Source organism: Corynebacterium antarcticum, assembly GCF_016595285.2.
In the GTDB taxonomy this organism is placed as follows: domain Bacteria; phylum Actinomycetota; class Actinomycetes; order Mycobacteriales; family Mycobacteriaceae; genus Corynebacterium; species Corynebacterium antarcticum.
Window position 1 is genome coordinate 452098 of sequence record NZ_JAENIP020000002.1, and the last position, 25214, is coordinate 477311.

Consider the following 25214-nt stretch of genomic DNA (forward strand, 5'->3'; position numbering starts at 1 on the left):
TGGATGGCTCGTCGTTTTATGTGCAGCTTGTAATTTTTCCATTTTTGCCGGTGGTCTACCTAGAATTTTATGGGAATTACTCCCTTCATATTTAGTAGAACCTTGAATATGGAAAGATGCTGTAATCAAAAGGATATTTTATAATAGTCTGTACATGTGGATGGTCGATGTATTGATGATTGAGGAATGTGGGCCAGCTTAACAGATGTGGGTATATTTAACATCCCCAAACGGGGGGTGAATAGGTTAGTGGTAGCTGATGGAATGTATGCGTATGTCTTGTGCAGCAGGTTATTGTTCCGGTTGCTCTCGGGCCGGTATCGGCGATCCACTACAGTGTTCCCCGTGCACATCCTCGTCATCGACACGTCCACACCGACCATCGTCACCGGTATCGTCACGGCCTCCGATGGGCCGGTTGGCGGAAGTACCACTCCGACTGCCCGCTCCGTCGCCGAGCGCATCCTCCCGGACTGCCGCCAGCACGGTGAGCGGCTGACGCCGTCGATCCTGGAGTGTCTCGATGAGGCGGGTCTGAAGCCGGTGGATCTGGACGCGGTGGTCGTCGGGTGCGGGCCGGGGCCGTTCACCGGTCTGCGGGTGGGGATGGCGACCGCCACCGCCTTCGGTGAGGCGCTCGGTATCCCGGTGCACGGTGTGTGCTCGCTGGATTCCATCGCGATCCGGCTCGCGGACCGGGACCCCGCACAGTCCCGGCTTCTTATCGCCACCGATGCGCGACGGCGGGAGGTCTACTGGGCCAGCTACGAGTGCACCGACACCGGAGCGGTACCGGTCCGCGTCGGGGGGCCGGCGGTGAACAAACCCGCCGACGTCGCTGAACTCGTCGGTGTCGTCGGTTCGCTCAGCGTTCCGGAAGGCCTGGCGGAGAAGCTCCGCGTCGGCACGCTCGCCGAGGTGCCCGCGTTGGATCTCTCGCCGTCGCCGGTGTCGCTCGTCCGTGCTGCCGATCTGGCCCGTGAACCGGAGCCCATCGTCCCGCTCTACCTGCGACGCCCGGACGCGGTGCCGCCGAAGCCGAAACCGATCAGCCCGGCAGTACCGGACGTGGAACTGTGATGGGGTCCGTCGTCATCCGGCGTCTCGCACCGACCGACGCTCAGCGGTGCGCCGAACTGGAGCGGATCCTCTTCCCCGGGGATGATCCATGGAGTGCCGCGGCGTTCCGTTCGGAGATGGCCAACCCTTTCTGCCTCTGCCTCGCGGCGGTGGATACCGGGGACGCGGATCAGTCCGGTGGTTCGGACACCATGTTCGAGGGCCCAGGCGGCCTCGTGGGCTACGCGATCCTCGCCATGGCCGGTCCTCCTGATGACCCCGAGTTCGAGGTGCACACCATCGGCGTGGACCCCGCACACCAGCGTCGCGGTATCGGCCGTCAGCTGCTGGAGGCCATGCTCGCCGCCGCCGATGAACGCTCCGGTCCGGTGTTCCTGGAGGTGCGGTGCGACAATGAACCGGCCGTCACCCTGTACGAGCGTTACGGTTTCGTCCGTCTGGGTGTGCGCCGCAACTACTATCAGCCGTCGGGTGCGGACGCGTACACCATGCGTCGCGATCCCGTATCAGCGCGGACGGCCACCGGAGACAACCTGTGAGGAAACGACCCGTGAACACGTCGACCATCCCGGAACCGGCACAGAACGGTGATGACACGATCCGCCGCACCATCGTCATGGGCGTCGAGAGTTCCTGCGACGAGACGGGCGTCGGCATCGTGCGCATCACCCACGGTCCCGGGGTGACACCCGAACTGGAGATCCTCGCGGACGTCGTCGCCTCCTCGATGGATCAGCACGCCCGTTTCGGCGGTGTCGTGCCCGAGATCGCGTCGCGTGCGCACCTGGAGTCGATCGGCCCGGTCACCCGGGAGGCACTCCGGCAGGCGGGCATCGACCGCCCGGATGCCGTGGCGTGCACCATCGGCCCCGGGCTCGCCGGTGCGCTGCTCGTGGGTGCGAGTGCGGCGAAGGCCTTCGCGGCGGCGTGGGGGGTGCCGTTCCACGCGGTCAACCACCTCGGCGGGCATGTCGCGGTGGCGACGCTCGACGGCCGGGACCTGCCGCACTCGGTGGCGCTCCTGGTCTCCGGCGGTCACACACAGCTGCTCGAGGTCGACGGTGTGGGGCTGCCGATGCGTGAGCTGGGGTCCACCCTGGACGACGCCGCGGGCGAGGCCTACGACAAGGTCGCGCGCCTGCTCCGGCTCGGATACCCGGGTGGCCCGGTCATCGACCGTCTGGCGAAGCGGGGGAACCCGAGGGCGGTGGACTTCCCGCGGGGCATGATGCGTCGCGACGATTCCCGCCACGACTTCTCCTTCTCCGGTTTGAAGACGGCGGTGGCCCGCCACGTCGAGGCCGCCGAGCGTGAGGGGCGGGTCATCGACGTGCCGGACGTGTGCGCGTCGTTCCAGGAGGCGGTGGTCGACGTCCTCACCCGGAAAGCGGTCCGCGCGTGCGGGGACGTCGGGGCGGAGGTGCTTCTCCTCGGTGGGGGAGTGGCCGCGAACTCCCGGCTGCGGGAACTGGCGGAGGCACGTTGCCGTGCCGCCGGTGTCGAGCTCCGGGTCCCGGAACTCAGACTCTGCACGGACAACGGCGTGATGATCGCCGCACTCGCCGCCCACCGGATCGCGGCGGGCGCCGGACCGAGTGATCTGACAGCGGGGACGGACCCCGGGCTCGACGTGGAGATCCCGCAGGTGTGACACCGGAAAACAGCCGGGTACACATCGGTGAATAGTCGGGGAAGATGCCCTGACATCGACGTTGGGGACGCCTCGGACGGGATACCGTTGCTTCGTTGAACACTGACCGCCCCGACGAAACCCCTGGAGTATCCCCCGCATGAGCATCGGTTACCTGGTCTACCCCGATCTGACCAGCCGCACCCTCACCTTCGAGATCGAGGAGGCCGCCCGCTTCCTCGGCGCCCTGGAGAATGACCGCGTCTACGTCGCCTTCCAGGACGACGGAGAGACCCTGGCGGCCCTGTACTCGGCGGGAGCGAAAGCGGGTGGGGCCGAGCCGAACCCGGTGGCGTCGATGGCCCGGAACAAGGCCGCCACGGGCAACGCGAATTTCCTCACCGATCCGACGTCCGCCATCTGCGGCCCGGTGATCTTCATCGGCGCGGACGGCGCGGATGTCACCGAGAAGGACATCGCCAAGGTCGACCGTGGTATCCAGGCGGTGCGCAACTACCGGGATGACGAGCCCGACGAGTACTCCCTGTGGCGTGGATCGGTGCTCGCCATCGCGCGCCGGGAGAACGACGCCGACGAGTACTCCCTGTGGCGTGGATCGGTGCTCGCCATCGCGCGCCGGGAGAACGACGCCGACGGCGCGTAGCTTCAGCACGGGTGCTGTCATTCCGGTTAGGATTGTCGGGGAAACGAACGACAGCCGGCCGTCAGGAGTGCCCATGTCCCGCAGCAGGACCATTCGCACACTGCTCGCACTGGTGGTCGCCGGGGCGGCGTCGGTGGGTGGTACCGGGATCGCCGCGGCACAGACCGCCACCTCCCCGAGGGTTCCCCTCTGTCCGGAGCCGGTGGTACTCACCGCCCGGGGATCCGGATCCCAGTTCAGCGGCCGACGGCAGTACCCCGGTGCCGCGGGCCCGTCGACGGGATGGGAGGGTACGGCCATCTCCCGACTGCTGGAACGCGCCGACCTCCACGGATTCTCGGTCCGGGCGTTGGGTCCGGAGGAGTACCCGGCGGTCGAGGCATGGCGCCTCGGTGAACTGGTGGGCTCCGTCGAACAGGGGCGACGGTCCGCCGTGCGCCGGGTGGCCGACCTGCAGGCGGGCGGCTGTCAGCCTGTGGTCATACCGGTCGGATACTCGCAGGGGGCCCTGGTCTTCAACGGCGCCGAGCGGGCACTCTCCGACGCGGCCCATCTGCCGGGGGTGCTGTACCTGGGAAACCCGCTCCGTGACGGCCGTCCTCCCCGGAACACCGGTAGCGCACCGCCGGTGCCCGGCCGCGCCGTCCCGCCCGTGTGGCCCTGGGAGACCGCACGGTCGCTCAACGCCCCGGGGCAGGAGGGCATCGACTACTGCTACCGGAACGACGTCTTCTGTGATCCGGCAGGGACGTCGGTGGAGGCCCACCTCAGCTACTTCACCGGCATCCCCGGCGAGGACGCGGCGGACCGCGCGGTGGCCGACACGTTGTCCGCCTGGACCGCCGGGGCAAGGGCACGGCTGGATGGTGGGGAGCGCGTGGCGGTCACCCGCCCCGTCGACGAGATTCTGCTCATCGACACCGCCGAACCCGTCGAACCCGCCGTACTCGCTGAGCTGGCGCGTGGGATCCCCCGGATCATGGATGCGGTCACCGGGGCGAATCCGGATTCCCGCGTCGGGGTGGCGGTGGTGCGTGACGGGGTGAATCGGTGGCTGCTCCCACCGACCCGGGACGCTGCCGCCGTCGCGGCGACACTGACCGATCCCGCCGGGCGGCCCGTCGGTGACATCATCGCTGATCCGGAGCCCGACGGAGTGTCCACGCGGAACATGATCACGGTGGCCGGCACGGAGGTACGCGTCGGACGGGAGACCGTCGGTCGTGCCGCGGCCGGTACTGCGGATGCGGTACTCACGGTGGTCTCCGATCATGCGACGGCGCCGAATGCGGTCCTCGACGCGCCGGGCATCTGGTTCGCGGGCCAGCCCGCGGGGGTGACGGGGATGCTGTCCAGGGTGTTCGCCGACGGACCCGTGCACCAGCGGCTGGATTTCGGGGACGGCACGGTCGTGGATTCCGCGGGCGGGAATTATGTGGAGCACGTGTGGCGGAATCCGGGAACCTACCTGCTGACGTTGACGGTGACCGACTCCCGGGGCCGTACCGGGGTGGACCGACGGTGGGTGCGGGTCTATTCCGGTGACGTCGCGGCAGAGTTGGACGCGGCGTTGCGGGCGATGCCCGCCCGGTCGGGGAGCACCGGAGTGGAGGCGTGGGGGAGTACCGGATGATGCGGCGCGGCCGTTGTCGGGTGGCACCCCGCACGGTTGAGTGCTGGCACTCGCGAGGGTAGAGTGCCAGTAGGTTGTTTGACACACAGTTGTTCACCCGCGACGACGGCTGTGCTGGGCAAGCTCAACCGGCACAATCACATTCAACTTCCCGAGCACATGGAGGAATTCATCGTGGCGAACGTCAACATCAAGCCCCTCGAGGACAAGATCCTCGTCCAGATCAACGAAGCTGAGACCACCACCGCATCCGGCCTGGTCATCCCGGACTCCGCCAAGGAGAAGCCGCAGGAGGCCACCGTCGTGGCCGTCGGCCCGGGCCGTTTCGACGAAAAGGGCGACCGCATCCCGCTGGACATCAACGAGGGTGACACCGTCATCTTCTCCAAGTACGGCGGCACCGAGATCAAGTACGCGGGCGAGGAGTACCTCATTCTCTCCGCCCGTGACATTCTCGCCGTCGTGACCAAGTAAGAGGGTTCTTCCATGGCTAAACTGATCGCATTCAACGAGGAGGCCCGGAAGGGCATCCAGGCCGGCGTGGACACCCTGGCCGACGCGGTCAAGGTCACCCTCGGCCCGCGCGGCCGCAACGTCGTGCTGGACAAGCCCTTCGGTGGCCCGACCGTGACCAATGACGGTGTGACCATCGCCCGTGAGATCGACGTCGAGGAGCCCTTCGAGAACCTCGGCGTCCAGCTGGTGAAGTCCGTCGCAGTGAAGACGAACGACATCGCCGGCGACGGCACCACCACCGCGACGCTGCTCGCCCAGGCGCTCATCAACGAGGGCCTGCGCAACGTCGCCGCGGGTGCCAATCCCATCGAGCTGAACCGCGGTATCGCCGCCGGTGCCGAGCGCACCGTCGAACTGCTGCTGGAACGCGCCAACGAGGTCGCCTCCGCATCGGACATCGCCAACGTCGCGACCGTCAGCTCCCGCGATCCGGAGGTCGGTGAGATGGTCGCCGGCGCGATGGAGAAGGTCGGCAAGGACGGTGTCGTCACCGTCGAGGAATCCCAGACGATGGACACCACCCTCGACATCACCGAGGGCATCTCCTTCGAGAAGGGGTTCCTGTCCCCGTACTTCATCACCGACATCGACGCGCAGCAGGCGATCCTCGAAGACGCGCTGGTCCTCCTGGTGCGCAACAAGATCTCCTCCCTGCCCGACTTCCTTCCCCTGCTGGAGAAGATCGTCGATTCCGGCAAGCAGGTCCTCATCGTCGCCGAGGACATCGAGGGTGAACCGCTGCAGATGCTGGTGGTCAACTCGATCCGCAAGACGCTGAAGATCGTCGCCGTGAAGTCCCCGTACTTCGGTGACCGTCGCAAGGCGTTCATGGATGATCTCGCCGTCGTCACCGACGCCACGATCGTCGATCCGGAGGTCGGCATCAACCTCTCCGAGATCGACCTCGACGCACTCGGCTCCGCACGCCGCATCACCGTCACCAAGGACTCCACCGTCATCGTCGACGGCGCGGGCAGCGCGGAGGCGGTCGAGAACCGTCGCGGCCAGATCCGCCGTGAGATCGAGTCCACGGATTCCTCCTGGGACCGGGAGAAAGCCCAGGAGCGCCTGGCCAAGCTGTCCGGCGGCATCGCCGTCATCAAGGTCGGCGCCGCCACCGAGACCGAGGTCAGCGAGCGCAAGCTCCGCGTCGAGGACGCCATCAACGCAGCCCGCGCGGCCGCGCAGGAGGGTGTCATCGCCGGTGGCGGTTCCGCACTCGTGCAGATCGCCCGCGAGCTCAGGACCTACGCCGAGGACTTCGAGGGTGACGCCAAGGTCGGCGTCCTCGCCCTGTCCCGGGCACTGGTCAAGCCCGCTTTCTGGATCGCCGAGAACGCAGGCGTCGACGGTTCCGTGGTCGTCGCCAAGACCGCCGAGCTGCCGAACGGTGAAGGCTTCAACGCCGCCACCCTCGAGTACGGCAACCTCATCGACGCGGGCATCATCGACCCCGTGAAGGTCACCCACTCCGCGGTGGTCAACGCCACCTCCGTCGCCCGCATGGTGCTCACCACCGAGGCGTCGATCGTGGAGAAGCCCGCCGAGGAAGATGATTCCCCGGCAGGCGGCCACCATCACTAGGCCGAACGTCTGACACCGGCCCAGACCCGGCCCCACCACACCGAACGCGAGACTCACGGTGAAATGTGGGGCCGGGTCCGCTGTATTCCACGGGGAAACCGTATTCTTGGTGCAGTCCCCGGAGACCGTCCGAGAAAGGCGTCGAACGATCCATGACCCAGCCCGACGGCGCACGCGCTGAGAGCCACAACTTCCAGGTCGATCTCGGCGGGATCGTCGAGATCCTCAGCCGGAACCTCTACTCAGGCCCCCAGGTCTTCGTCCGGGAGCTCCTGCAGAACGGCGTCGACGCGATCACCGCGCACCGTGCGATCGACCCGGGCTGCCCCGCCGAGATCCGGGTCATCACCGACGGCACCAGGATCACCGTCACCGACACCGGCATCGGCCTGACCCCGCAGCAGGCCGAGGGGCTGCTCGCCACCATCGGGGCGTCGTCGAAACGTGACGAGTGGGGGATGTCCCGCAGCGACTTCATCGGGCAGTTCGGTATCGGTCTGCTGTCCTGCTTCATGGTCTCCCCGCGGATCACCGTCCACAGTCGCTCCGCCATGACCCCCGGACAACCGGTGTGCTGGCGTGGGTCCAACGACGGAACCTGGTCCGCGACCGTGGTCACCGACGATGATCTGCCCCCGGAACTCACCGGTCCGGGCACCACCGTGACCCTCGAGGTGATGCCGGGGGAGCGGCACGCCGAACACGAGGTGCTGCGCCGCCGGATCCTGTCCTACGGCAGTCACCTCCCGGTGACGGTGAACCTCGCCCGGAAGGGGGCGGAACCGGAGTGCCTCAGCGAGACCACCGCGCCCTGGGAGATGGACCATGACGCGGCGGCCCGCTGGTGTGACGAGGAGTTCGGTTTCGATCCCTTCGACCAGGTTCGCCTCGACGTTCCCGTCGCCGGTCTCCGCGGAATCGCGTTCGTGTCCGCACGCGCGGGACACCCCGGCCAGGAACAGCACCACCGCGTGTACCTGCGCCGGATGCTGCTGTCCGACCGTGCCTACGACGTCGTGCCGGAGTGGGCGTACTTCGTCCGCGTCGTCGCCGACGCGGAACACCTCAAGCCGACCGCCTCCCGCGAGGGCCTGTTCGACGACGAACTGCTGGAGGAGACCCGCCAGGGCATCGGTGCCGCGATCCGTAACTGGATGAACAACCTCGCGGAGCGGGAACCCGCCCGGTTCCGCGAGTTCCTCGCCCTCCACCTCACCGGGCTGAAGGCCCTCGCCGTGACCGACGCTGAGACCCGCGCGCTGGTCGCCTCCAGCGTCCCGTTCTCCACCTCACTCGGGATGCTCACCCTCGACGAGATCCTCGGAAAACACGGACGGATCGCCTACGCGACGACCGACGACCGCTTCCGTGCCCTGCGCCCCGTGGCCGAGGCCAACGGCCTGTGCATCGTGAACGCCGGTTTCTCCTACGACGAGGAGCTCATCGGTCAGATCAGACTCGATCGCCCGGAGGCGGACATCGCCGAACTCGACCCCCGGGACGTTCTCGGTGTCCTCGAGAACGTCGACCTCGGTACCGAGGCGGCGCTGATCCCCCTCGTTGACGCCGCCGAACTCGCCCTCGAGGGGCAGAAGCTGAACATCGTCGTGCGGAAGTTCCTGCCCGCCACGATGGCGGTGCTGTTCCTGCCCCACCCGGATGCCGCGGGCCGGGCGCTCGAGGAGAGACAGCGGCGCGACGAGGGCCTGTTCGCCGGGCTGGTCGATCTCATGCACCCGGAGAAGGCCGATGACCATGCGCCGCAGCTGATTCTGAACGCCAACGCCGGCATCATCCACCAGCTCGCCGGGGCCGCCACCGGGGGCGGTAGCCCGGTGGTCGTGGAATCGGCGATCCGGGGCTTCTACGTCCAGGCCCTGCTCAGCGGCAGACACCGCATGGACGCCCAGGTGAGAGCCTGGTCCTCCAACCTCTTCACCGCGCTGATCAGCGCGTCCCTCGATGACGGGGACACCGCATGACCAACCACCACCCGGACGATCAGGAGCAGCCCATGACCGAGCCCGTAAACCAGCACGACGAACTCCGCCTCCTCATGCACCGTGCGGACAGCACACCGTGGGGGAGCACCTGCAGTGAACTCTGGGCGGAGGCCGCTCAGCTCGCCGTCGACACCGACCGGCTGGAGGAGGCGCTGATCTGCCACGCGGAGCTCTGCACGGCCTACTGCATGGACGGGCGGAACTACCGCTGCATCGCGCCCTTCTCCTACGTCGAGGAGATGCGCTCGCGCCGTCCCGACCTGTTCAGTCCCGGCCTGCACCACAAGCACGCCTGGAACCTCAAGTACGTGCTCTCCGCGGTGGCCAACAACCCGGACGTGCCCGTCGCGCAGTACCGCTCGTTGCTCGATCTGATGACCGACTACTACCGGGAGCTGGGGGACCCCGGACGTGCCGTGGCGATGCGCCGCCTGGGATTCCTCCGGAACACCGGTGGGGACGGAGTCGAGGACACCTACGCCGAGTGGCTGAATCTCCCCGACTCCGAGCTCGCCGACTGCGCCGGCTGCGGCCCCGAACAGCGGGTGGAGTATCACGCCAGCCGCGGCGAGTGGGAGACCGCCCGGGAGATCGGCGAGGCGGCGCTCCCCGACACGGAGAACAGCTGCTCGTCGCAGCCCGAGGGACTGCTCACCGAGATGCTCGAACCCTGGTTGCGGACGGGGCAGGACGCCAGGGCCTGGGCCGCCCACGTACGCGGATACCGCCGCTACCGCCGCGACCCGGCCGATCTCGCCCAGCACGCGGACCACATCCGCTACCTCGCGCTGTCGGGTGCAGCCGGCAGACCGGAACGACTCGAGCGGGCCGAGGCCATCCTCATCCGTCACCTGCCCTGGTGGGAACGCGCCGAGGACCACCGGGACCTGCTGAATCTCGCCGCAGCAGCGGTCGTGCTCCTCGATCGGATCCCCGGTGCCACGGACCGCACACTGGATGTCACGCTGCCCGGTGGGAACCTGCCGTGGGTGACCGGCATCGAGACGCTGACCCACCCGACCCTCGCCGAGGCGCGTGCCTGGTTCCTCAACCTCGCCACGACGATCGCCGAACAGTTCGACGCCCGCCCGGGGATGGAGCACGCGGTGCACGTCGCGTCGCTGCAACGGCTCATCGACCCGGCGCCCGTCACCCCGCTGCCCGAACCGACGGAGGGTACCGTCGCCGACGTGTCCGGCATGTTCACCCCTGACGAGGCCGACTATCAGGTCATCACCTCCCCCGGGGCATCCACCGGGTCAGCCACACAGACCACGACGACTCCGGATGAGGGGGACGATGAGCCACCGGTGGTCCCCATCGACGTCACCGGCTGGTGGCGCGGCGACGATCTCGCGGAGGCGCTCGCCGCGAATGCCGCGGTGGGGGACGAGATCGAGACCGTCCACTGGCACCATGCGGTCCACCTCCTGCTCGACCACCCCGTGCTGCGCACCAGCCCGGAGGCCGCCGGGGTTCCCGACGAGCTTCGAGGTGCGTGGCAGCGTGCCGTCGGCGACGCGGAGTGGTTCCTCGGGGCCGATCTCGACGCCGAGACCGAGGAATTCCCCGGCACGACCGGGGACCCCGCGTACCGGTTGATCGAGGAGGCCGCGGCGGCCCTGCGATCGGGGCAGGTCATGGAGGCCTGCCAGGCGGCGGACACCGCGATGCGGACCGGTTCGGCTGAACCCGTCGGTGTACGACTGACGGCCCTGCTCTTCCTCGCCCGGGGTGCCCGCGACGCCGGCTACCTCGATGAGGGCATCGACTGCGCCCGGCAGATGCTCAATCTCTGTGCCGCGGCTGAATTACCCGGTCTGACCTTCATCGCGGCGCAGACACTCGGGGAACTGTTGATCTCCGCGCACCGGTACCACGAGGCCGCGGAGGTACTCGAGACGGCACTGATGAAGATCTCCGGGTACCCCGGATCGCGGGCCGAACTGGATCTCCGTGAGTCGCTGGTCCGGGTATTCGCCAAGCTCGAGTTCCACGACGAGGCGGGGGAGGAACTGCTCAGGATCGCCGGGCACATGGCCCGGCGGAAGGACCGGGAGCGGGAGCTCGGGGCGCTGCAGCAGGCGGCCGTCGCCTTCGACCACGCCGGGGAATCCCGTCGCGCGGTGTCGACCTGGCACCGGATCATCGAGGTGTCCCGCTCCATGTGGCGGGACGCGGCCGGCCGTCTCCCGGCGGGAGACGGCCCGGACCAGCAGCTGCGGGAGAAGGTGGACAAGTACCGCGAGGCCTATGCGATGGCCCTGTACAAGTGCTGTGCCGCGGCGGTGAATCAGCCCGGATACGTCGGTGACGCCGACATGGCCGTGGTCGATGATCTCCTCGACACCCTGCGCGCCCTGGTCGACGACCCCGAGCATCCGGGGCCCAAGACGCCCGAATGGCGGGAGGCCGACTGGCTGGTCGACAAGGCGTACATGTACCTCTACGCGATGCGGTTCCTCGCCGCGGTGGACTACGCCACCGCAGCGGCGGCCGGGTTCGAACAGCTCGATGAGCCCGTGGACCGGGCCCGCGCCCTGATGATGGCCTCGGACGCGCGGTTCTACGGCGACGAGCGGGCGGCCTCCGCGGAGGCCGCCCGTGAGGCACTCGGGGTCCTGTCCGGGAAGCGGTTCATCGGACATCCCGTACGTCGCGCGGCCGAACAGCGGATCCGGGAAGTGGGGGACGACTGAATCGATCCCCATATAGCGAGAATGGCCTCATGAAACTACAGTGGGCCGTGTGTTCCAGCACACCTCGGACGGTACAGCCGTGGCCGGGGACGGCCCTGACATGAAGGGATACACCGAACATGGCATTACCAAAGGTCACCCACTCCCGGGTGGAGAGTTTCCTCACCGGTGAGGGACTCAACTTCGGGAGGGACGACGATGACGACATCGTCGTCGGTTTCGATGGTTTCACGTTCTTCATCACCGTTCAGGAGGACCTCCTGCGGGTCGCGGGCTGGTGGCACGCGGAGCTGACGGACGATGATGCGGTGGGCCGGGCGCTCGCCGCAGCCAATGCCCTGAACCAGGATCTGGTGGCACCGAAGACGGTCATCGCGGGCCCGCAACCGAGCGTCATCTTCGAGAATGCACTGAAGACGACCTCGGGGCGCACGGACGAACAGCTCGGAGCATTCATCGTCATGTCCTTCCGGACGAGTTTCATGGCGGGGGAACGCCTCGCCGCCGATCTGCCCGACCTCGCACCCGCGGCAGAGGAATCCCACGAGGAGGAGAACTGATGGCCTGGTTCAAATCGAAGACGGCCGCCGAGGCCCCCACGCCGGTCACCCCGGAACGCATCGAGGAGGCACTGGCCCGCCAGGAGCTCACGGTGGACCGTGCCGATGACGGAGCCCCACGGTTCTACTGCATCATCAACGGTTTCCCGGTCATCGTGGACGCCTCCTTCCCCTTCGCCGTGGTGTTCAGCGCCTCGACCTTCGAGCGACTGCCGGTGGAACGGGAGGAGGAGGTCCTCGGATGGGCGAAGACGGTCAACGCGGGAACCCACTTCGTGACCACCGTGAAGAACGTCGATGACGACGGCATCTACGCCGCGGCCGACGGGATGCTCTTCATCGAGGGCGGGCTCACGGAGGAACAGCTCGACGAGCAGATCGAGCTGATGCTCGTCGGCACCCTGAGCACCATGGGGAGCTTCTGCCAGGAGTTCGATCTCGAACCCGGCACCCCGGGTGAGGACAACTGACCCCACGGTCGACTCTCCCCGATACCTGCGGGGCCGCGGCCCCGCGCAGACAAGTGAAAGGAAGTACAGCACATGGCTTTACCCAGAGTCACCGATGTCCGGGTGGAGGACTATCTCACCGGCAAAGGGCTCAGTTTCTCCAGGGACAACGACAACGACATCGTCGTCGGCTACGAGGAGATCTTCTTCTTCTTCACCATCGGAGAGGATCTGCTCCGGATCGCCGGGTATCGGCGTGGAAAGCTGAATCACGATGAAGGGCGCGCAGCGGCCGCCGCCAACGCCCTCAACACGGAAATGGTGATGCCGAGAACGGTTATCTCGGGCGACGGCGACAACATCGTCTTCGAGAATGTGGTCGATACCGCCGCCGGGCTCACGGATGAGCAGCTCGGCACCTTCATCGATGTCGCGTTCGAGGTCAGTTTTCGCGCGGCCGACAGAATCGACGAAGAATTTCCCGGCCTCGTGCAGCCGGTGGAAGAGGGAGGCAACTGATGGCGTGGTTCAAGTTCGGTTCGAAGAAGGTCGCGGACGACCCCACGCCGGTCACCGCGCAACGCCTGGAGGAGTCCCTGGCCAGGCAGAATCTCGGGGTGTCGAAGCTGCAGGGTGAATTGCCCGTGTACTACTGCTTCTTCAACGGCATTCCGGTCATGTTCATCCTCGCATCCGACGCCTTCGCCGTCGTCAGCGCCGAGATGCGCCCCCGCCTGCCCGTCGACCGGGAGGATGATGTTCTCGGATGGACGACGGCGTTCAACGCCGGAAACCACCTCATCACCGCACTGAAGAAACGTGACGCCGACGGAATCCACATCAAGGCCGAGGGCGGGATCTTCATCAAGGCCGGTCTCACGGACGCGCAGCTGGACAAGCAGCTCGACCTGATGCTCAGAGGTGTGCTGCCCACCATCGACAGATTCTGCACGGAGTTCGGGCTCACCGCCGGGTAAGCGGCCCGGCGTTCCGGGGGGGTCATCCGGGTCGTTTCCGGGATCGACCCCACGGCCGGTGTGAGGGGCCGGTGGGGTGATCTGTCGGGGTCCGGTTGAACCGGGCTGGGTGGGACCCCGTACCGTCCGAGCTCTGTGCCGCTCCTCACGTGTCGGGTGCGTCAACTAGACTGTCGAGGCAGTGATCCCGTGGCTCCGTCCTCCGGCACCATGCCGCCGGTGGGAATCCCGGGTGAATGTGACCAGGAAAGTCGGAACATGCAGAGGTCCACAGGGTGAATGATTCAGAGCGCGAACTGGCGGCACTCGTGCCGTTGGCGGCCGGCGGTGACCGGTCCGCGCTCCAGCGGATCATGGAGATCGTGCACCCGATGGTGCTGCGGTACGCCCGCGCGCGGATCGGGGGCGGTCGGCACCCCACGCCCGAGGACGTCGCCCAGGAGACCTGTCTCGCGGTCACGACCGCCGTCGCCAACTACGTCGACCGGGGCCGTCCATTCATGGCGTTCGTCTACGGGATCGCCTCCAACAAGGTCGCCGATGCGCACCGGTCACTGTCGAGGGACCTGTCGAATCCCACCGATGAAGTTCCCGACTACATCCGGGAAGGGGACACCCCGGAAGACTACGCGCTGGTCAACGACGGTAGTAACAGAGTGCGCGCACTTCTCGATTCATTGAGTGACAAGGCACGCGAAATCGTCACCCTCCGGGTGTTCGTGGGTCTGTCCGCGGAGGAAACCGCGCGAATCGTGGGGAGTACCCCAGGAGCAGTCAGAGTTGCCCAGCACAGGGCGCTCGCGGCATTGCGGAAGAAGCTGAATGAGCAGGAGCGCCAGGCATGAGTGACCGCCGACCCGAGGACGCGGGCGTGGGTGGGGGACAGGACGACAACCTGTTCCGCACCGACGCCTTCCTGAACGACCTCGCCAACGGTGTCGACCCCTCCGGGGGAAACGATGAACTTGCCGGGCTGTTGCTCGGCCTCAAGGCGGAGGTCGACGCCCCGATGCCGCCGGCTCCCTCGCTCGATCAGCTGGATCGGGTGGATGCGTCCCCCGCGACGACGCGGTTCGCTCCCGTCACCGGGCCCGCGGCGGAGAAGACCGCCGTCGGTGGCGGCGCGCGGGTGCTCAGTCTCACCGGTCGTCGCCGGGCGGTCCCCGGTTTCGTCCACGGACTGATCGGTGCGGCAGCCGCGACTCTCGTCATCGCCGGCGGCGGCACTGCGGTGTACAACGCGGAACCCGGTAGCGCGCTCTGGGACGTCAACACCGCCATGTTCGGTGACCACGCCTCCGTCGTGGAGCTCGCGAGCACCCTGGAGGAGGCGGACAACCGCAACGCCAACGGTGATGTCGCCGGTGCCCTGGAGCTGCTGGAACAGGCCAAGGTCATGGCGAAGGAGATCAACACGCGCAACGCCGCCAAGGCGGACCCCGCCAGGCACACGACCGTCCCCCTCACCGTGACGGTCACGGTCACACCCGAACAGCAGGCTCCCCCGGAACCCGCGACGGTCACCGTCACCGCCACCGTCGAGGGGTCCGCGTCGACGACGGACGACACCCTCCCTGGTGCCGTTCCCGGAATACCCTCCCCGCCGTCGGGGATACCTCCGTCAACCTACCCGCTGCCGGTCCCGGACGGTGTCGACGACACCACCCGACCGCCGTCACCGGACGGTGGTGCCGGAGCGACCGCCGACAACGTCGGCGAAGTCGTGGATCCCGTCCCGGCCGGGACGCCCACGCGCGGAGCGGATCCGTTCCCCGGTCAGTGAGCTGACCCGCGTGGACGACGAAACCCCGGATCCTCCAGAGAGGATTCCGGGGTTTTCCGTGTCCCGGGTCGGCGGGACCCGAGCTCGCCGTGGTCGGTGCCGGCTACCGTGCCTCCATCCCGTCGAGGAATCCGAGGCAGTAGTCCCAGGGCACGTAGGCCGCCGGGTCGGGGCGGGCGGACGGTTCGTGCACCGGGGACAGCTCCCCCGCGAGGGTGGCGCGCATGTTCGCGGCCATGATGTCCCAGTCGTAGTAGTGCTGCTCGTCGCAGTCCTCACACATGAAGAACACCCCGAGAACCCCGCGGGGTTCCAGTACGCGCCGGAACTCCCCGACGAGCTCGAGGTCCTCCCGGACCCGTTCCCGGTCCTCATCGGTGAGCGGCGGCAGCGGTTCGTCCGCCTCGAGGAACGATGCGGGATCATTCGGGTCGCCCGCGAAGGGGTCCGGAGGCATCATAGAATCAAAGTTCACACAGGCCACCCTAAGGGTGCGGCCCGTAAACGGCAACCAAAGACAGGCGAAACGAACCTGTGGTCGGTGACCCCCGTGACCACCCTGCGCGCTACTGTTGTATGTCATGGCACCTCTCCGAAGCGACGCGGTGCGTACCTGTGTTCCGGAGCTGTCCGTGAGAACGGGTACCGGGCGTCGTTCCGGAGAGAGGAACCCCGTGCCGATTCAGCCCCACCACCCGAGAAAAGGATGACCCACCTTGACTGACAACCGCGTCTCCACCGGGGGCGACGACCCGAACAAGGTCGCGCTCGTTGGACTCACCTTCGACGATGTCCTGCTGATCCCGGACTCCTCCGATGTGATCCCCAGCGAGGTGGACACCTCCTCGCAGCTCACGCGGAACATCCGACTGAACATCCCGTTGATCTCGGCTGCCATGGACACGGTCACCGAAGCGAGGATGGCCATCGCGATGGCGCGGCAGGGCGGCATGGGTGTCCTGCACCGCAACCTGTCGGTCGAGGACCAGGCCCAGCAGGTCGAGATGGTGAAGCGCTCCGAGTCGGGTATGGTCACCGATCCGGTCACCTGCACCCCGGACATGACGATCGGTGAGGTGGACGCCCTGTGCGCCCGCTACCGGATCTCCGGCCTCCCCGTCATCGACGGGGACCGCAGGCTCGTGGGCATCTGCACGAACCGGGACATGCGTTTCGAACGGGACTTCTCCCGGAAGGTCGCCGAGGTGATGACGGCGATGCCGCTCGTCGTGGCGAAGGAGGGAGTGGCGAAGGAGGATGCCCTCCAGCTGCTCAGCGCGAACAAGGTGGAGAAGCTCCCCATCGTCGACGACGGGGGGCGTCTGGTCGGGCTGATCACGGTGAAGGACTTCGTGAAGACGGAGAAGTACCCGGACTCATCCAAGGATGCGTCCGGGCGTCTGCTCGTGGGCGCTGGCATCGGTACCGGTGACGATTCCTGGGCTCGCGCCGCGGCACTCGTCGACGCAGGTGTCGACGTGCTGGTCGTGGACACCGCCCACGCCCACAACCGTGGGGTACTGGAGATGGTGTCCCGGGTGAAGAAGGAGTTCGGCCACAAGGTCGACGTCATCGGCGGAAACCTGGCCACCCGGGCCGCGGCGCAGGCCATGATCGACGCCGGTGCGGACGCCATCAAGGTCGGCATCGGCCCCGGCTCCATCTGCACCACCCGCGTCGTCGCCGGTGTGGGGGCGCCCCAGATCACCGCGATCATGGAGGCCGCCGTGCCCGCGAAGGCCGCCGGTGTGCCGATCATCGCCGACGGTGGCATGCAGTTCTCCGGTGACATCGCCAAGGCACTGACCGCCGGAGCATCCACCGTGATGCTCGGTTCGCTGCTCGCCGGCACCTCCGAGGCGCCCGGTGAGACGGTCGTCGTCAACGGCAAGCAGTACAAGATGTACCGCGGTATGGGTTCCCTCGGCGCGATGCAGGGCCGTGGCCTGAGCGGCGAGAAGCGTTCCTTCTCCAAGGACCGCTACTTCCAGGCCGACGTCAAGAGCGAGGAGAAGCTCGTCCCCGAGGGGATCGAGGGGCGTGTCCCGTTCCGTGGCTCGATCGACGCGATCACCCACCAGCTCGTCGGCGGGCTCCGGGCCGCGATGGGTTACACCGGCTCCGCGTCCATCGAGGACCTGCAGCGTGCCCGGTTCGTCCAGATCACGGCCGCCGGGCTGCGGGAATCCCACCCGCACGACATCCAGATGACGGTCGAAGCACCCAACTACTACCAGCGCTGAACCCCGGCCGCCCGGCCCCGGCCGGGCACACCACCCAAGGAGCACCACCACCATGCGTGACATCGTCGAAATCGGAATCGGGCGCGAGGCCCGCCGCAGCTACCGGCTGTCGGACATCCAGATCATCCCCTCCCGGCGCACCCGGTCCTCGAAGGACGTCGACACCAGCTGGCACATCGACGCCTACACCTTCGACAACCCGTTCATCTCCCACCCGACCGATGCCCTGGCCACCCCGGAGTTCATCATCGAGATGGGTCGGCAGGGCGGCCTCGGCGTCATCAACGCCGAGGGACTCTGGGGCCGGCAGGCCGACCTCGAGGGTGCCGTCGAGCGCGTCCGCGAGGCCGTCAACGCCGAGATGTCGGGTCCCGAGTTCTACGGTTCCGAGGCGACCCGTGTCCTGCAGGAACTGCACGCCGCGCCCATCGACGAGGATCTGCTCACCGCCCGCATCGCCGAGGTCCGCGCCTCCGGCACCACCGTCGCCGTCCGGGTCACCCCGCAGCACGCCCGGGAGCTCGCCCCCGTCGTGATCAAGGCGGGTGCCGAACTCCTGTTCATCCAGGGCACGATGATCTCCGCCGAGCACGTGGCCACCGGTGGGGAGCCTCTGAACCTCAAGGAATTCATCGGTTCCCTCGACGTGCCCGTCATCGCCGGCGGTGTCGCGGACTACACCACCGCGCTGCACCTCATGCGGACCGGCGCGGCCGGTGTCATCGTCGGCGGCGGCGCGAGCACCAACGACATGGCACTGGGCATCGGTTGCCCGATGGCCACGGCCATCGCCGACGCCGCCGCAGCCCGCCGCGACTACCTCGACGAGACGGGCGGGCGTTACGTGCACATCATCGCCGACGGGGAGATCGAGACCTCCGGGGACGCGGCGACCGCCATCGCCTGCGGCGCGGACGGCGTCATCCTCGGGCATCCGCTGGCGAAGGCACGCGAGGCCGCGGCGAAGGGCTGCTACTGGCCCCATTCCGCGGCACACCCGCGGTTCCCCCGGGGCATCGTCGAGCCGTCCTGGGTGGATGCCACGCTCGCCGCGGAGCTGAACGGACATGACTCCGACGGCGTCGACACCACGGAGAACGCCCCCACACTGGAGACCGTGCTCCACGGTCCGTCCACCGATCCGCACGGCATGCTCAACTACGTCGGTGGACTGCGTCGGGCGATGGCCAAATGCGGCTACACCGACCTGAAGAGCTTCCAGCGGGTGCAGCTCAGCGTCTCCGCCGGCTTCGGTTTCTGAGTTCCCCGGGTCCCCCTGCCCGGGCGGGTTGCTCCGGGCAGGGGGACGGGGCGGTGGGTGCGGTAAAGTACGTCCCGTGACTGACTCAAAGCAAGCTACCGCAACGAATCACCGCCCGGTGCTCGTCGTCGATTTCGGCGCCCAGTACGCGCAGCTGATCGCCCGCCGGGTGCGGGAGGCACGGATCTACTCCGAGGTCGTCCCGCACACCGCCACCGTCGAGGAGATCAGGGCCAAGAATCCCGCCGCACTGGTGCTCTCCGGTGGGCCGTCCTCGGTCTATGCGGAGGGCGCGCCGGAGCTGCGCCCCGAGCTGCTCGACCTGGGGATCCCGGTGTTCGGTATCTGCTACGGCTTCCAGGCCATGACCCACGCCCTCGGGGGCACCGTGGCCAACACCGGGGACCGCGAGTACGGGCGCACCGACCTCAACGTCAACGGTGGCGTCCTGCACGACGGCCTCGAGGCGACCCACAAGGTGTGGATGAGTCACGGCGACGCCGTGCACGCCGCACCGGAGGGTTTCACCGTCACCGCGTCCTCCGCGGGTGCACCGGTCGCCGCCTTCGAGTGCGCGGAACGGTCCATGGCCGGTGTCCAGTACCACCCCGAGGTCCTGCACTCCCCGCACGGCCAGGAGGTGCTGACCCGGTTCCTCACCGAGATCGCCGGTATCGAGCAGAACTGGACCGCGGCGAACATCGCCGACGAGTTCGTCGAGGCGGTCCGCGCGCAGATCGGGCCGGAGGGGCGTGCGATCTGCGGGCTGTCCGGTGGCGTCGACTCCGCCGTCGCCGCGGCCCTGGTGCAGCGCGCCATCGGTGACCGGCTGACGTGCGTGTTCGTGGACCACGGTCTGCTGCGCGCGGGGGAGCGGGAACAGGTCGAGCGGGACTTCGTCGCCGCGACCGGCGCGAAGCTGGTCACCGTCCACGAGCAGGACGCCTTCCTGTCGAAACTGGCCGGTGTCACCGATCCCGAGGCGAAGCGCAAGGCCATCGGCGCGGAGTTCATCCGTTCCTTCGAGCGCGCCGTCGCCGGTGTCCTCGAGTCCGCGCCCGAGGGATCCTCGGTGGACTTCCTGGTGCAGGGCACCCTCTACCCGGACGTCGTCGAGTCCGGTGGCGGCTCCGGTACCGCGAACATCAAGAGCCACCACAACGTCGGTGGTCTGCCCGACGACGTCGAGTTCGAACTCGTCGAGCCGCTCCGCCTGCTGTTCAAGGATGAGGTCCGTGCGGTCGGCCGTCAGCTCGGCCTGCCGCAGGAGATCGTCAGCCGTCAACCGTTCCCCGGCCCCGGCCTGGGCATCCGCATCATCGGTGAGGTCACCGCCGAGCGGCTGGAGACATTGCGCGCCGCGGACCTCATCGCCCGCACCGAGCTCACCGCCGCGGGTCTGGACGAGGAGATCTGGCAGTGCCCCGTGGTGCTGCTCGCCGATGTCCGTTCCGTCGGCGTCCAGGGTGACGGGCGCACCTACGGGCATCCGATCGTGCTGCGCCCCGTGTCCTCCGAGGACGCGATGACCGCCGACTGGACCCGCATCCCCTACGACGTCCTGGAGCGCATCTCCACGCGCATCACCAACGAGGTCGCCGACGTCAACCGCGTCGTGCTCGACTGCACCTCGAAGCCCCCGGGAACGATCGAGTGGGAGTAGACTCCGCTCCCGTTCCGTGAGGAAGGCCCCGCACACCGGGTGCGGGGCCTTCCTGCTGTCTCCGGCCGGAGATCACTCGCAGGCGACGCCGTCGCCATCCCGGTCGAGCTTCCGGCTGTACCCGGTGCTGCCTTCGTAGAGTGGTGCGGCACCTGCCGCACGGGCCTCCCGGCAGTTCGAGAAGTGCGTGGACGCGGGGCGGGCGGGTGTCGGAGCGGGAGCGGGGGCGGGGGCGAGAAAGCCCTGCATCCGGGTGTCTTCCTCCGGCTCAGGCGCTGGCGCCGGTTCCGGTGTCTGTGTGCTCGTCGTCCCGGCGGCGGTCTCGGTCTCCGTGCTTGTCCCGGTCCGGACCTCCATGGTGATGTCCGTGACCGTCACCCGGCCGCCCGTGTCGTCTCCGGCCGGTTCGTCCGGGTCATCGCAGGCGGTGAGCAGACCCAGCGACAGGACGGTTCCGAGAGTCAGTGACGTGATCTGCGCGACACGTACGGGTCCGGACCTGTGCTGGGGTGGCATGGTTTTCCTCGATTCGGGTGGCTGAACGGTGCGGTGGGGGTCCCGGGAACGCCCGGAGAAACTCTCAGTTCCCACGGTAGGTGATGCTGACCGGGTGATCCGCCGTATTCCGGTCATGCACTGCATCCGGAGGTACAGGATCCGCCGCTTCCGGTCCGGGCACCGCGGAACGACCCCGCGGACGGAGGAATCCGGTCTGGGTTACTGTGGGGGAAACGCCACCGTCCGAGGTGGCCAGCTCTGCTCCCGGGCACCGGATGACCGGTCATGGCCCGGACGGTACCCGTCAAAGAACAGGTGGCAGTCAACGTGGACAGGAATCCCGCACGTATCGTCCTCCCCGGTGTGATCAGTGCTCTGATCGCGGTCGTCGTGATGATCTTCATGCTCCTGGTGGTCGAAGGTGGCTCGATCGCCACCGCGATGCGGCTGGGGTATTCCGGGCCGACGCTCCAGGCGACGGCCGCCGGTGCCGGTGACCTCGATCCGGAGGAGCAGGTGGAGCTGCAGCGGGAGATCGCCGATCTGGCGGATTCCCGGGGCATGTCGGTGCTGGCCTCCTCCAGCGGCGGTACCGGGGCGTTCGCGGTGCACGATCCGGACGGTCGCTTCCACGTCGCGGGCCTGGACGAGCTGGATGCGGAACTGGGAAGGGACCGCACCCTGATCTCCACCGCCCTGCCGGAGACCCCGGGGGAGTCGGCGCGCACACCGGTGCTGTCGGCGTCGCAGGAGCGGAGATTCCTCCATGAGGTGGTGTTCAGCACGCCACTGGATTACCCGATCACGGGAACATTCCCCGCCGGTGCCCTGGTGGGCAAGACCCCGGTCGTGGCGCTGCAGGGCTTCGAGGTCCCGGGCCCCCGGGACACGTGGCTGTTCGCCGGTGACGGGTCGCCCGAGCTCGCCGGCGCCGTCGGGGATGTTCTCCGGTCGGCCGGTCTCGATGACGTGGAGACGACCGTGGCGCTGCCCCGGTCCGGCAGTGACTTCGCCGGTTCCACGTTCGGGAAGTTCAGTGTCGCGACAATGCTGCTCCTGCTCGCCGTGGGCGTCGCTCTCAGTGTGACTCAGCTACGTCGTGTCGACGGCCGGTCAGGGCTGATCCGGTTCGCTTCCGTGCTCGCCGCCGGTGCCGGGTCCGGGGTGCTCGCGGTGTGGCTGGTGTACCTCGTCAGGCTCAGTACGACGACGCTCGTCGGTTTCGGGACGGTGTTCACCATCGGGCTGCTGTCTCTGCTGTTGTGTGCCGTGATCTGGGCGGTGATCATCGGCGCCGTCCTGATCATCCCCGCGAAGATCTCCCTCGGCGACCTCGGGAAGGGGAGAGCTGTGGTGGGCCGGAGGGGCGGTCTGCCCGGGGACCTGGCGTCTGTTCCGGGATGGGCGGTGCTCTGTGTCGTCGGTGGTCTCGTCCTCGGTATGGCGCTCACCTTCGCGACAGCGCGCAGTGGCGGGGAGATGCGGGAGCTGGGCGTCGCGGCGAATGAACCGGACGGGCCCGTCAGCGTGCTGCGGACGTCCGACGTCGATCCCGAATTCCAGTCCCGGATGGAGGAGATTTCGAAGGCGTTCGAGGTACGCCCCGATCTGCTGGTGCTCGCCGGGGAGATGGAGGAGCATCCGGGTCTCACCGCGCAGATTCCCGTCGCCGATGACAGGGCCCTGCTCATCGTCGGGCTGCCGGAGTCGATCCCGGCCACCGACCAGCTCCGACAGGGGGTCGCCGTGGTGTGGGGGGACACGGAGACCGTCACCGATTCCGGTGTCACCGACGGCCTCACCGTCATCCGGGAGGGGAACGATCCCGCGGCGGTGTCGATGCTGGACGGCACCGGTGCACCGAACCGTCCGGACAACCGGCCCATCGTGGCCCTCACCCCGCGGGACTTCTCGGTTCTCGCCCCCGATCTGCTCCCGGGGACACGCGAACTCGCCGAATCCGTCACGTGCCTCTGCGAACCGGATGAACTCATCGGGACGGCGGTTGTCCTGACCGACCTGGTGGGGGATCGGGAATCGGGTGATCGTGTCTACCCCATCGCGCGTGACGGTGTGTACACCGATGTCCAGAGGTCCTCGGCCACGGCGGCCCTGTTGACCGCGCTGCTGTTCGCGGTGGCCCTCTCCGTGTTCTACCTGCTGACGCTCACCGCCGGTGCCCGGATGTGGGAACACCGTCGTGCCGACTACGCGGCGGACCGGGACGCGGGGGTCAGTGGTTTCGTGCTGCACCTGCGTCGTCAGTCGTTCACCGCCGTGCTCATCACGGTTCCCGTCGCCGCCGGTTTCCTGGTGGCCTACCGGCAGATCGCGGGCGGTGATCCCGCCCCCACGCTGTACGGTGCGCAGCTCGCGGGAGTGTGGGTCGCTGTGCTCGTCGCCCATCTGCTGGTCGGGTCCCCGGGATTCGTGCGGGTCAGGGAGCTGCTCCATGCGGAGGACGGCGACCCGGATGCCGGCCGCGCCGACCGGGACCGCGGCACCTGGTCCGACGGTCTGCGGGAACGGTTCCGGGCCGTCCTCCGCGGGCGGGAGTGAACCCGCCGGTCACCCGGTGTAGACCACGACCTTGCCCACGCCGTTCGACACGTCGAGGGTGAGTCGTCCGCCCTCGGCGCCGGGATTGTAGTCACCCGGTGTGCACACCAACTTGCCGACGCCGTTCGAGCAGTTCAGTGTGACCGGCACATCGGTCGGCAACCACACGACGGTCTTGCCCACGCCGTTGGACACGTCCACCTTCCGGTTCTCGGTCAGCGGCTGCAGTCCACGCAGATCCAGTTCGGTTTTCCCGACACCGTTGTCCACGTCGGACGGGAGAGTGTCCCCGGACGTCGGGGCGATGCGGGTCGATGCGGTGTCACCCCCGACCCTGAAGTTGATCCTGGGGGTACCGCCCGCCGTGACGCTCAGGGCCACGACGGTACCTATTCCCAGGGTCAGCGCGGATTTGCGCAGATCTCCCCGGGAGAGCATCCCCACGCCGATCCCAGTTCCCCCGAGGAGTGCCCCGACGCAGAACGTCCAGGCCACAGAGGGAACGGTGAGGGCGAAGAACGCCGTACCGACGCCGAGCGAGATCAGTCCGATCCCGCCCGCCGCTCCGATCACGAGTGCGATGATCCCGCCCGCGGTGATCCACCGGCTCCCGGCTGGCGGCTGAGCCGGGGCGGGGCCAGGCTCCGGGAGGTTCCACAGCTCGGGTACCGTGCCCAGCGGATCCCAGTCGGGCGGCACCGGCTGTGCGTCCGGAATGTCGTAGCCCTCTGCAGGCTTCAGATGCACGAGACCCGGGTTCGGTGAGACCCTCATCCCGTTGTCTCCGGGTTCCTGTGACCGGGGGCCGGTGGTGCCGTCTGCTCCGTTACCGGTGGTGTCGGGGGAGATGACGAGCAGTCCCTCCGGGGGGTCCGGCTGCCGGTTGTGCAGCAGCCACCATGCGGCGAAGCCTGCGAGTGCCGTGAGCAGTGTCGACGAGGACAACACGTCGGAGGAACTGGCGGGCCAGGCGACCAGCAGCATGACGACGATCAGCGTGTAGCCGAGTGAACGTTCGCTCTTCAACCTGGGATCGGAGCCCGCCCGGCTGATCGCCTCCACCGGGGACACCGGGACGGACCAGCGCGGCATGATGAGCCACGCCACAAGGTAGAGCAGCACTCCACCATCGCACAGGGCCGCGACGGTGAAGGCGACACGGATGAGAGTGGGATCGACGTTGTAACGGGTGCCGATCCCCTCGCAGACACCGGCGATCTTTCCGTTTCCACCCTGGTCGGAGGGGATACGGGGCGGACGGGTCATCCACATCTGACGCAGCGTGTCGCTGATGTCGCGGGTACCGGGGGGCGTGGGGGGAGGCGTGTTGTCCATGTCTTCATTCTGATCCCCGTGACGGTGGTGACACATCGGGGACCACCCTGAATATCAGGAAATCAGGGTGGTCCCCG

21 protein-coding genes and 1 pseudogene are annotated in these 25214 nt (G+C 67.9%); 19 read left to right on the top strand and 3 right to left on the bottom strand.

All coding sequences use genetic code 11. The annotated features are described in order from the left end of the window. Nucleotides 1-345: 345 nt before the first annotated feature. The 15 genes and pseudogenes from tsaB (at nucleotide 346) to JIM95_RS06340 (ending at nucleotide 15578) form a co-directional block, all read left to right on the top strand. Complete coding sequence (gene tsaB, locus JIM95_RS06270; RefSeq protein ID WP_200260306.1) at nucleotides 346-1080, top strand: tRNA (adenosine(37)-N6)-threonylcarbamoyltransferase complex dimerization subunit type 1 TsaB; 735 nt, start codon at nucleotides 346-348, stop codon at nucleotides 1078-1080. Then, nucleotides 1080-1619 carry a GNAT family N-acetyltransferase gene (locus tag JIM95_RS06275; protein WP_200260303.1) on the top strand — a complete coding sequence of 180 codons (540 nt, stop codon included), beginning with the start codon at nucleotides 1080-1082 and terminating at the stop codon, nucleotides 1617-1619. The genes tsaB and JIM95_RS06275 overlap by 1 nt, the downstream gene beginning before the upstream one ends. Nucleotides 1620-1696: 77 nt before the next feature. Continuing rightward, nucleotides 1697-2731, top strand: a complete 1035-nt coding sequence (gene tsaD / locus JIM95_RS06280) for a tRNA (adenosine(37)-N6)-threonylcarbamoyltransferase complex transferase subunit TsaD (RefSeq protein ID WP_200260511.1) — start codon at nucleotides 1697-1699, stop codon at nucleotides 2729-2731. A gap of 139 nt (nucleotides 2732-2870) precedes the next feature. Then, a pseudogene (locus JIM95_RS06285) lies at nucleotides 2871-3275 on the top strand (hypothetical protein); the annotation flags it as partial. Between the two features lie 172 nt (nucleotides 3276-3447). Then, nucleotides 3448-5007 (top strand): PKD domain-containing protein, encoded by a 1560-nt coding sequence (locus tag JIM95_RS06290; protein WP_200260300.1) that lies wholly within the window; start codon nucleotides 3448-3450, stop codon nucleotides 5005-5007. A gap of 174 nt (nucleotides 5008-5181) precedes the next feature. After that, entirely contained in the window at nucleotides 5182-5481 is a 300-nt protein-coding gene (gene groES, locus JIM95_RS06295; protein ID WP_200260508.1) for a co-chaperone GroES, read from the top strand. Between the two features lie 12 nt (nucleotides 5482-5493). Beyond that, complete coding sequence (gene groL, locus JIM95_RS06300) at nucleotides 5494-7107, top strand: chaperonin GroEL (protein WP_200260297.1); 1614 nt, start codon at nucleotides 5494-5496, stop codon at nucleotides 7105-7107. Between the two features lie 152 nt (nucleotides 7108-7259). Continuing rightward, complete coding sequence (locus JIM95_RS06305; protein WP_200260294.1) at nucleotides 7260-9089, top strand: HSP90 family protein; 1830 nt, start codon at nucleotides 7260-7262, stop codon at nucleotides 9087-9089. A gap of 32 nt (nucleotides 9090-9121) precedes the next feature. Then, on the top strand, nucleotides 9122-11809 hold the full coding sequence (locus JIM95_RS06310; RefSeq protein WP_200260291.1) for a tetratricopeptide repeat protein: 2688 nt from the start codon (nucleotides 9122-9124) through the stop codon (nucleotides 11807-11809). Between the two features lie 119 nt (nucleotides 11810-11928). Then, the gene (locus tag JIM95_RS06315) at nucleotides 11929-12369 is read left to right on the top strand and encodes a YbjN domain-containing protein (protein ID WP_200260288.1); all 441 of its coding nucleotides are present in this window, start codon (nucleotides 11929-11931) and stop codon (nucleotides 12367-12369) included. Continuing rightward, the gene (locus JIM95_RS06320) at nucleotides 12369-12839 is read left to right on the top strand and encodes a YbjN domain-containing protein (RefSeq protein WP_200260286.1); all 471 of its coding nucleotides are present in this window, start codon (nucleotides 12369-12371) and stop codon (nucleotides 12837-12839) included. Before JIM95_RS06315 ends, JIM95_RS06320 begins: the two co-directional genes overlap by 1 nt. A gap of 72 nt (nucleotides 12840-12911) precedes the next feature. Next, nucleotides 12912-13337 (top strand): type III secretion system chaperone family protein, encoded by a 426-nt coding sequence (locus JIM95_RS06325; RefSeq protein WP_200260283.1) that lies wholly within the window; start codon nucleotides 12912-12914, stop codon nucleotides 13335-13337. Further along, nucleotides 13337-13795, top strand: a complete 459-nt coding sequence (locus JIM95_RS06330; RefSeq protein ID WP_200260280.1) for a hypothetical protein — start codon at nucleotides 13337-13339, stop codon at nucleotides 13793-13795. Before JIM95_RS06325 ends, JIM95_RS06330 begins: the two co-directional genes overlap by 1 nt. 275 nt (nucleotides 13796-14070) lie before the next feature. After that, entirely contained in the window at nucleotides 14071-14640 is a 570-nt protein-coding gene (locus JIM95_RS06335; RefSeq protein WP_200260277.1) for a sigma-70 family RNA polymerase sigma factor, read from the top strand. Next, nucleotides 14637-15578, top strand: coding sequence for a hypothetical protein (locus JIM95_RS06340; protein WP_200260274.1), 942 nt, complete (start codon nucleotides 14637-14639; stop codon nucleotides 15576-15578). Before JIM95_RS06335 ends, JIM95_RS06340 begins: the two co-directional genes overlap by 4 nt. Nucleotides 15579-15681: 103 nt before the next feature. Here the strand turns inward: JIM95_RS06340 and JIM95_RS06345 are convergent, their stop codons facing one another. Then, on the bottom strand, nucleotides 15682-16053 hold the full coding sequence (locus JIM95_RS06345) for a DUF5319 family protein (RefSeq protein ID WP_200260271.1): 372 nt from the start codon (nucleotides 16051-16053) through the stop codon (nucleotides 15682-15684). Nucleotides 16054-16294: 241 nt separating this feature from the next. Between JIM95_RS06345 and guaB the strand changes: the two genes are divergently transcribed. The 3 genes from guaB to guaA all read left to right on the top strand — a co-directional run bounded on the left by guaB (nucleotide 16295) and on the right by guaA (nucleotide 20745). Beyond that, on the top strand, nucleotides 16295-17821 hold the full coding sequence (gene guaB / locus JIM95_RS06350) for an IMP dehydrogenase (protein WP_200260267.1): 1527 nt from the start codon (nucleotides 16295-16297) through the stop codon (nucleotides 17819-17821). Nucleotides 17822-17873: 52 nt separating this feature from the next. Then, a complete protein-coding gene (locus JIM95_RS06355) occupies nucleotides 17874-19082 on the top strand; it encodes a GuaB3 family IMP dehydrogenase-related protein (RefSeq protein ID WP_200260265.1) in 1209 nt (402 codons plus the stop codon). Between the two features lie 76 nt (nucleotides 19083-19158). Then, on the top strand, nucleotides 19159-20745 hold the full coding sequence (gene guaA / locus JIM95_RS06360; protein ID WP_200260262.1) for a glutamine-hydrolyzing GMP synthase: 1587 nt from the start codon (nucleotides 19159-19161) through the stop codon (nucleotides 20743-20745). A 72-nt stretch (nucleotides 20746-20817) separates the two neighbouring features. On the opposite strand, the gene JIM95_RS06365 is transcribed toward guaA, so the two are convergent. Further along, nucleotides 20818-21261, bottom strand: a complete 444-nt coding sequence (locus JIM95_RS06365) for an excalibur calcium-binding domain-containing protein (protein ID WP_234034727.1) — start codon at nucleotides 21259-21261, stop codon at nucleotides 20818-20820. 297 nt (nucleotides 21262-21558) lie between these two features. Here JIM95_RS06365 and JIM95_RS06370 point away from each other — a divergent pair, with 297 nt between their 5' ends. After that, complete coding sequence (locus JIM95_RS06370; protein ID WP_200260259.1) at nucleotides 21559-23802, top strand: hypothetical protein; 2244 nt, start codon at nucleotides 21559-21561, stop codon at nucleotides 23800-23802. Nucleotides 23803-23811: 9 nt separating this feature from the next. Here the strand turns inward: JIM95_RS06370 and JIM95_RS06375 are convergent, their stop codons facing one another. Beyond that, entirely contained in the window at nucleotides 23812-25137 is a 1326-nt protein-coding gene (locus JIM95_RS06375) for a PspC domain-containing protein (protein WP_200260256.1), read from the bottom strand. Between the last annotated feature and the right edge of the window lie 77 nt (nucleotides 25138-25214).

Coding starts and splice junctions, on each gene's coding strand:
- JIM95_RS06330 (WP_200260280.1), top strand. CDS start 13,337: ATGGCGTGGTTCAAGTTCGGTTCGAAGAAGGTCGCGGACGACCCCACG.
- tsaD (WP_200260511.1), top strand. CDS start 1,697: ATGGGCGTCGAGAGTTCCTGCGACGAGACGGGCGTCGGCATCGTGCGC.
- JIM95_RS06315 (WP_200260288.1), top strand. CDS start 11,929: ATGGCATTACCAAAGGTCACCCACTCCCGGGTGGAGAGTTTCCTCACC.
- JIM95_RS06320 (WP_200260286.1), top strand. CDS start 12,369: ATGGCCTGGTTCAAATCGAAGACGGCCGCCGAGGCCCCCACGCCGGTC.
- JIM95_RS06325 (WP_200260283.1), top strand. CDS start 12,912: ATGGCTTTACCCAGAGTCACCGATGTCCGGGTGGAGGACTATCTCACC.
- JIM95_RS06340 (WP_200260274.1), top strand. CDS start 14,637: ATGAGTGACCGCCGACCCGAGGACGCGGGCGTGGGTGGGGGACAGGAC.
- JIM95_RS06355 (WP_200260265.1), top strand. CDS start 17,874: ATGCGTGACATCGTCGAAATCGGAATCGGGCGCGAGGCCCGCCGCAGC.
- JIM95_RS06375 (WP_200260256.1), bottom strand. CDS start 25,137: ATGGACAACACGCCTCCCCCCACGCCCCCCGGTACCCGCGACATCAGC.
- groL (WP_200260297.1), top strand. CDS start 5,494: ATGGCTAAACTGATCGCATTCAACGAGGAGGCCCGGAAGGGCATCCAG.
- JIM95_RS06305 (WP_200260294.1), top strand. CDS start 7,260: ATGACCCAGCCCGACGGCGCACGCGCTGAGAGCCACAACTTCCAGGTC.
- JIM95_RS06365 (WP_234034727.1), bottom strand. CDS start 21,261: ATGCCACCCCAGCACAGGTCCGGACCCGTACGTGTCGCGCAGATCACG.
- JIM95_RS06275 (WP_200260303.1), top strand. CDS start 1,080: ATGGGGTCCGTCGTCATCCGGCGTCTCGCACCGACCGACGCTCAGCGG.
- JIM95_RS06290 (WP_200260300.1), top strand. CDS start 3,448: ATGTCCCGCAGCAGGACCATTCGCACACTGCTCGCACTGGTGGTCGCC.
- JIM95_RS06310 (WP_200260291.1), top strand. CDS start 9,122: ATGACCGAGCCCGTAAACCAGCACGACGAACTCCGCCTCCTCATGCAC.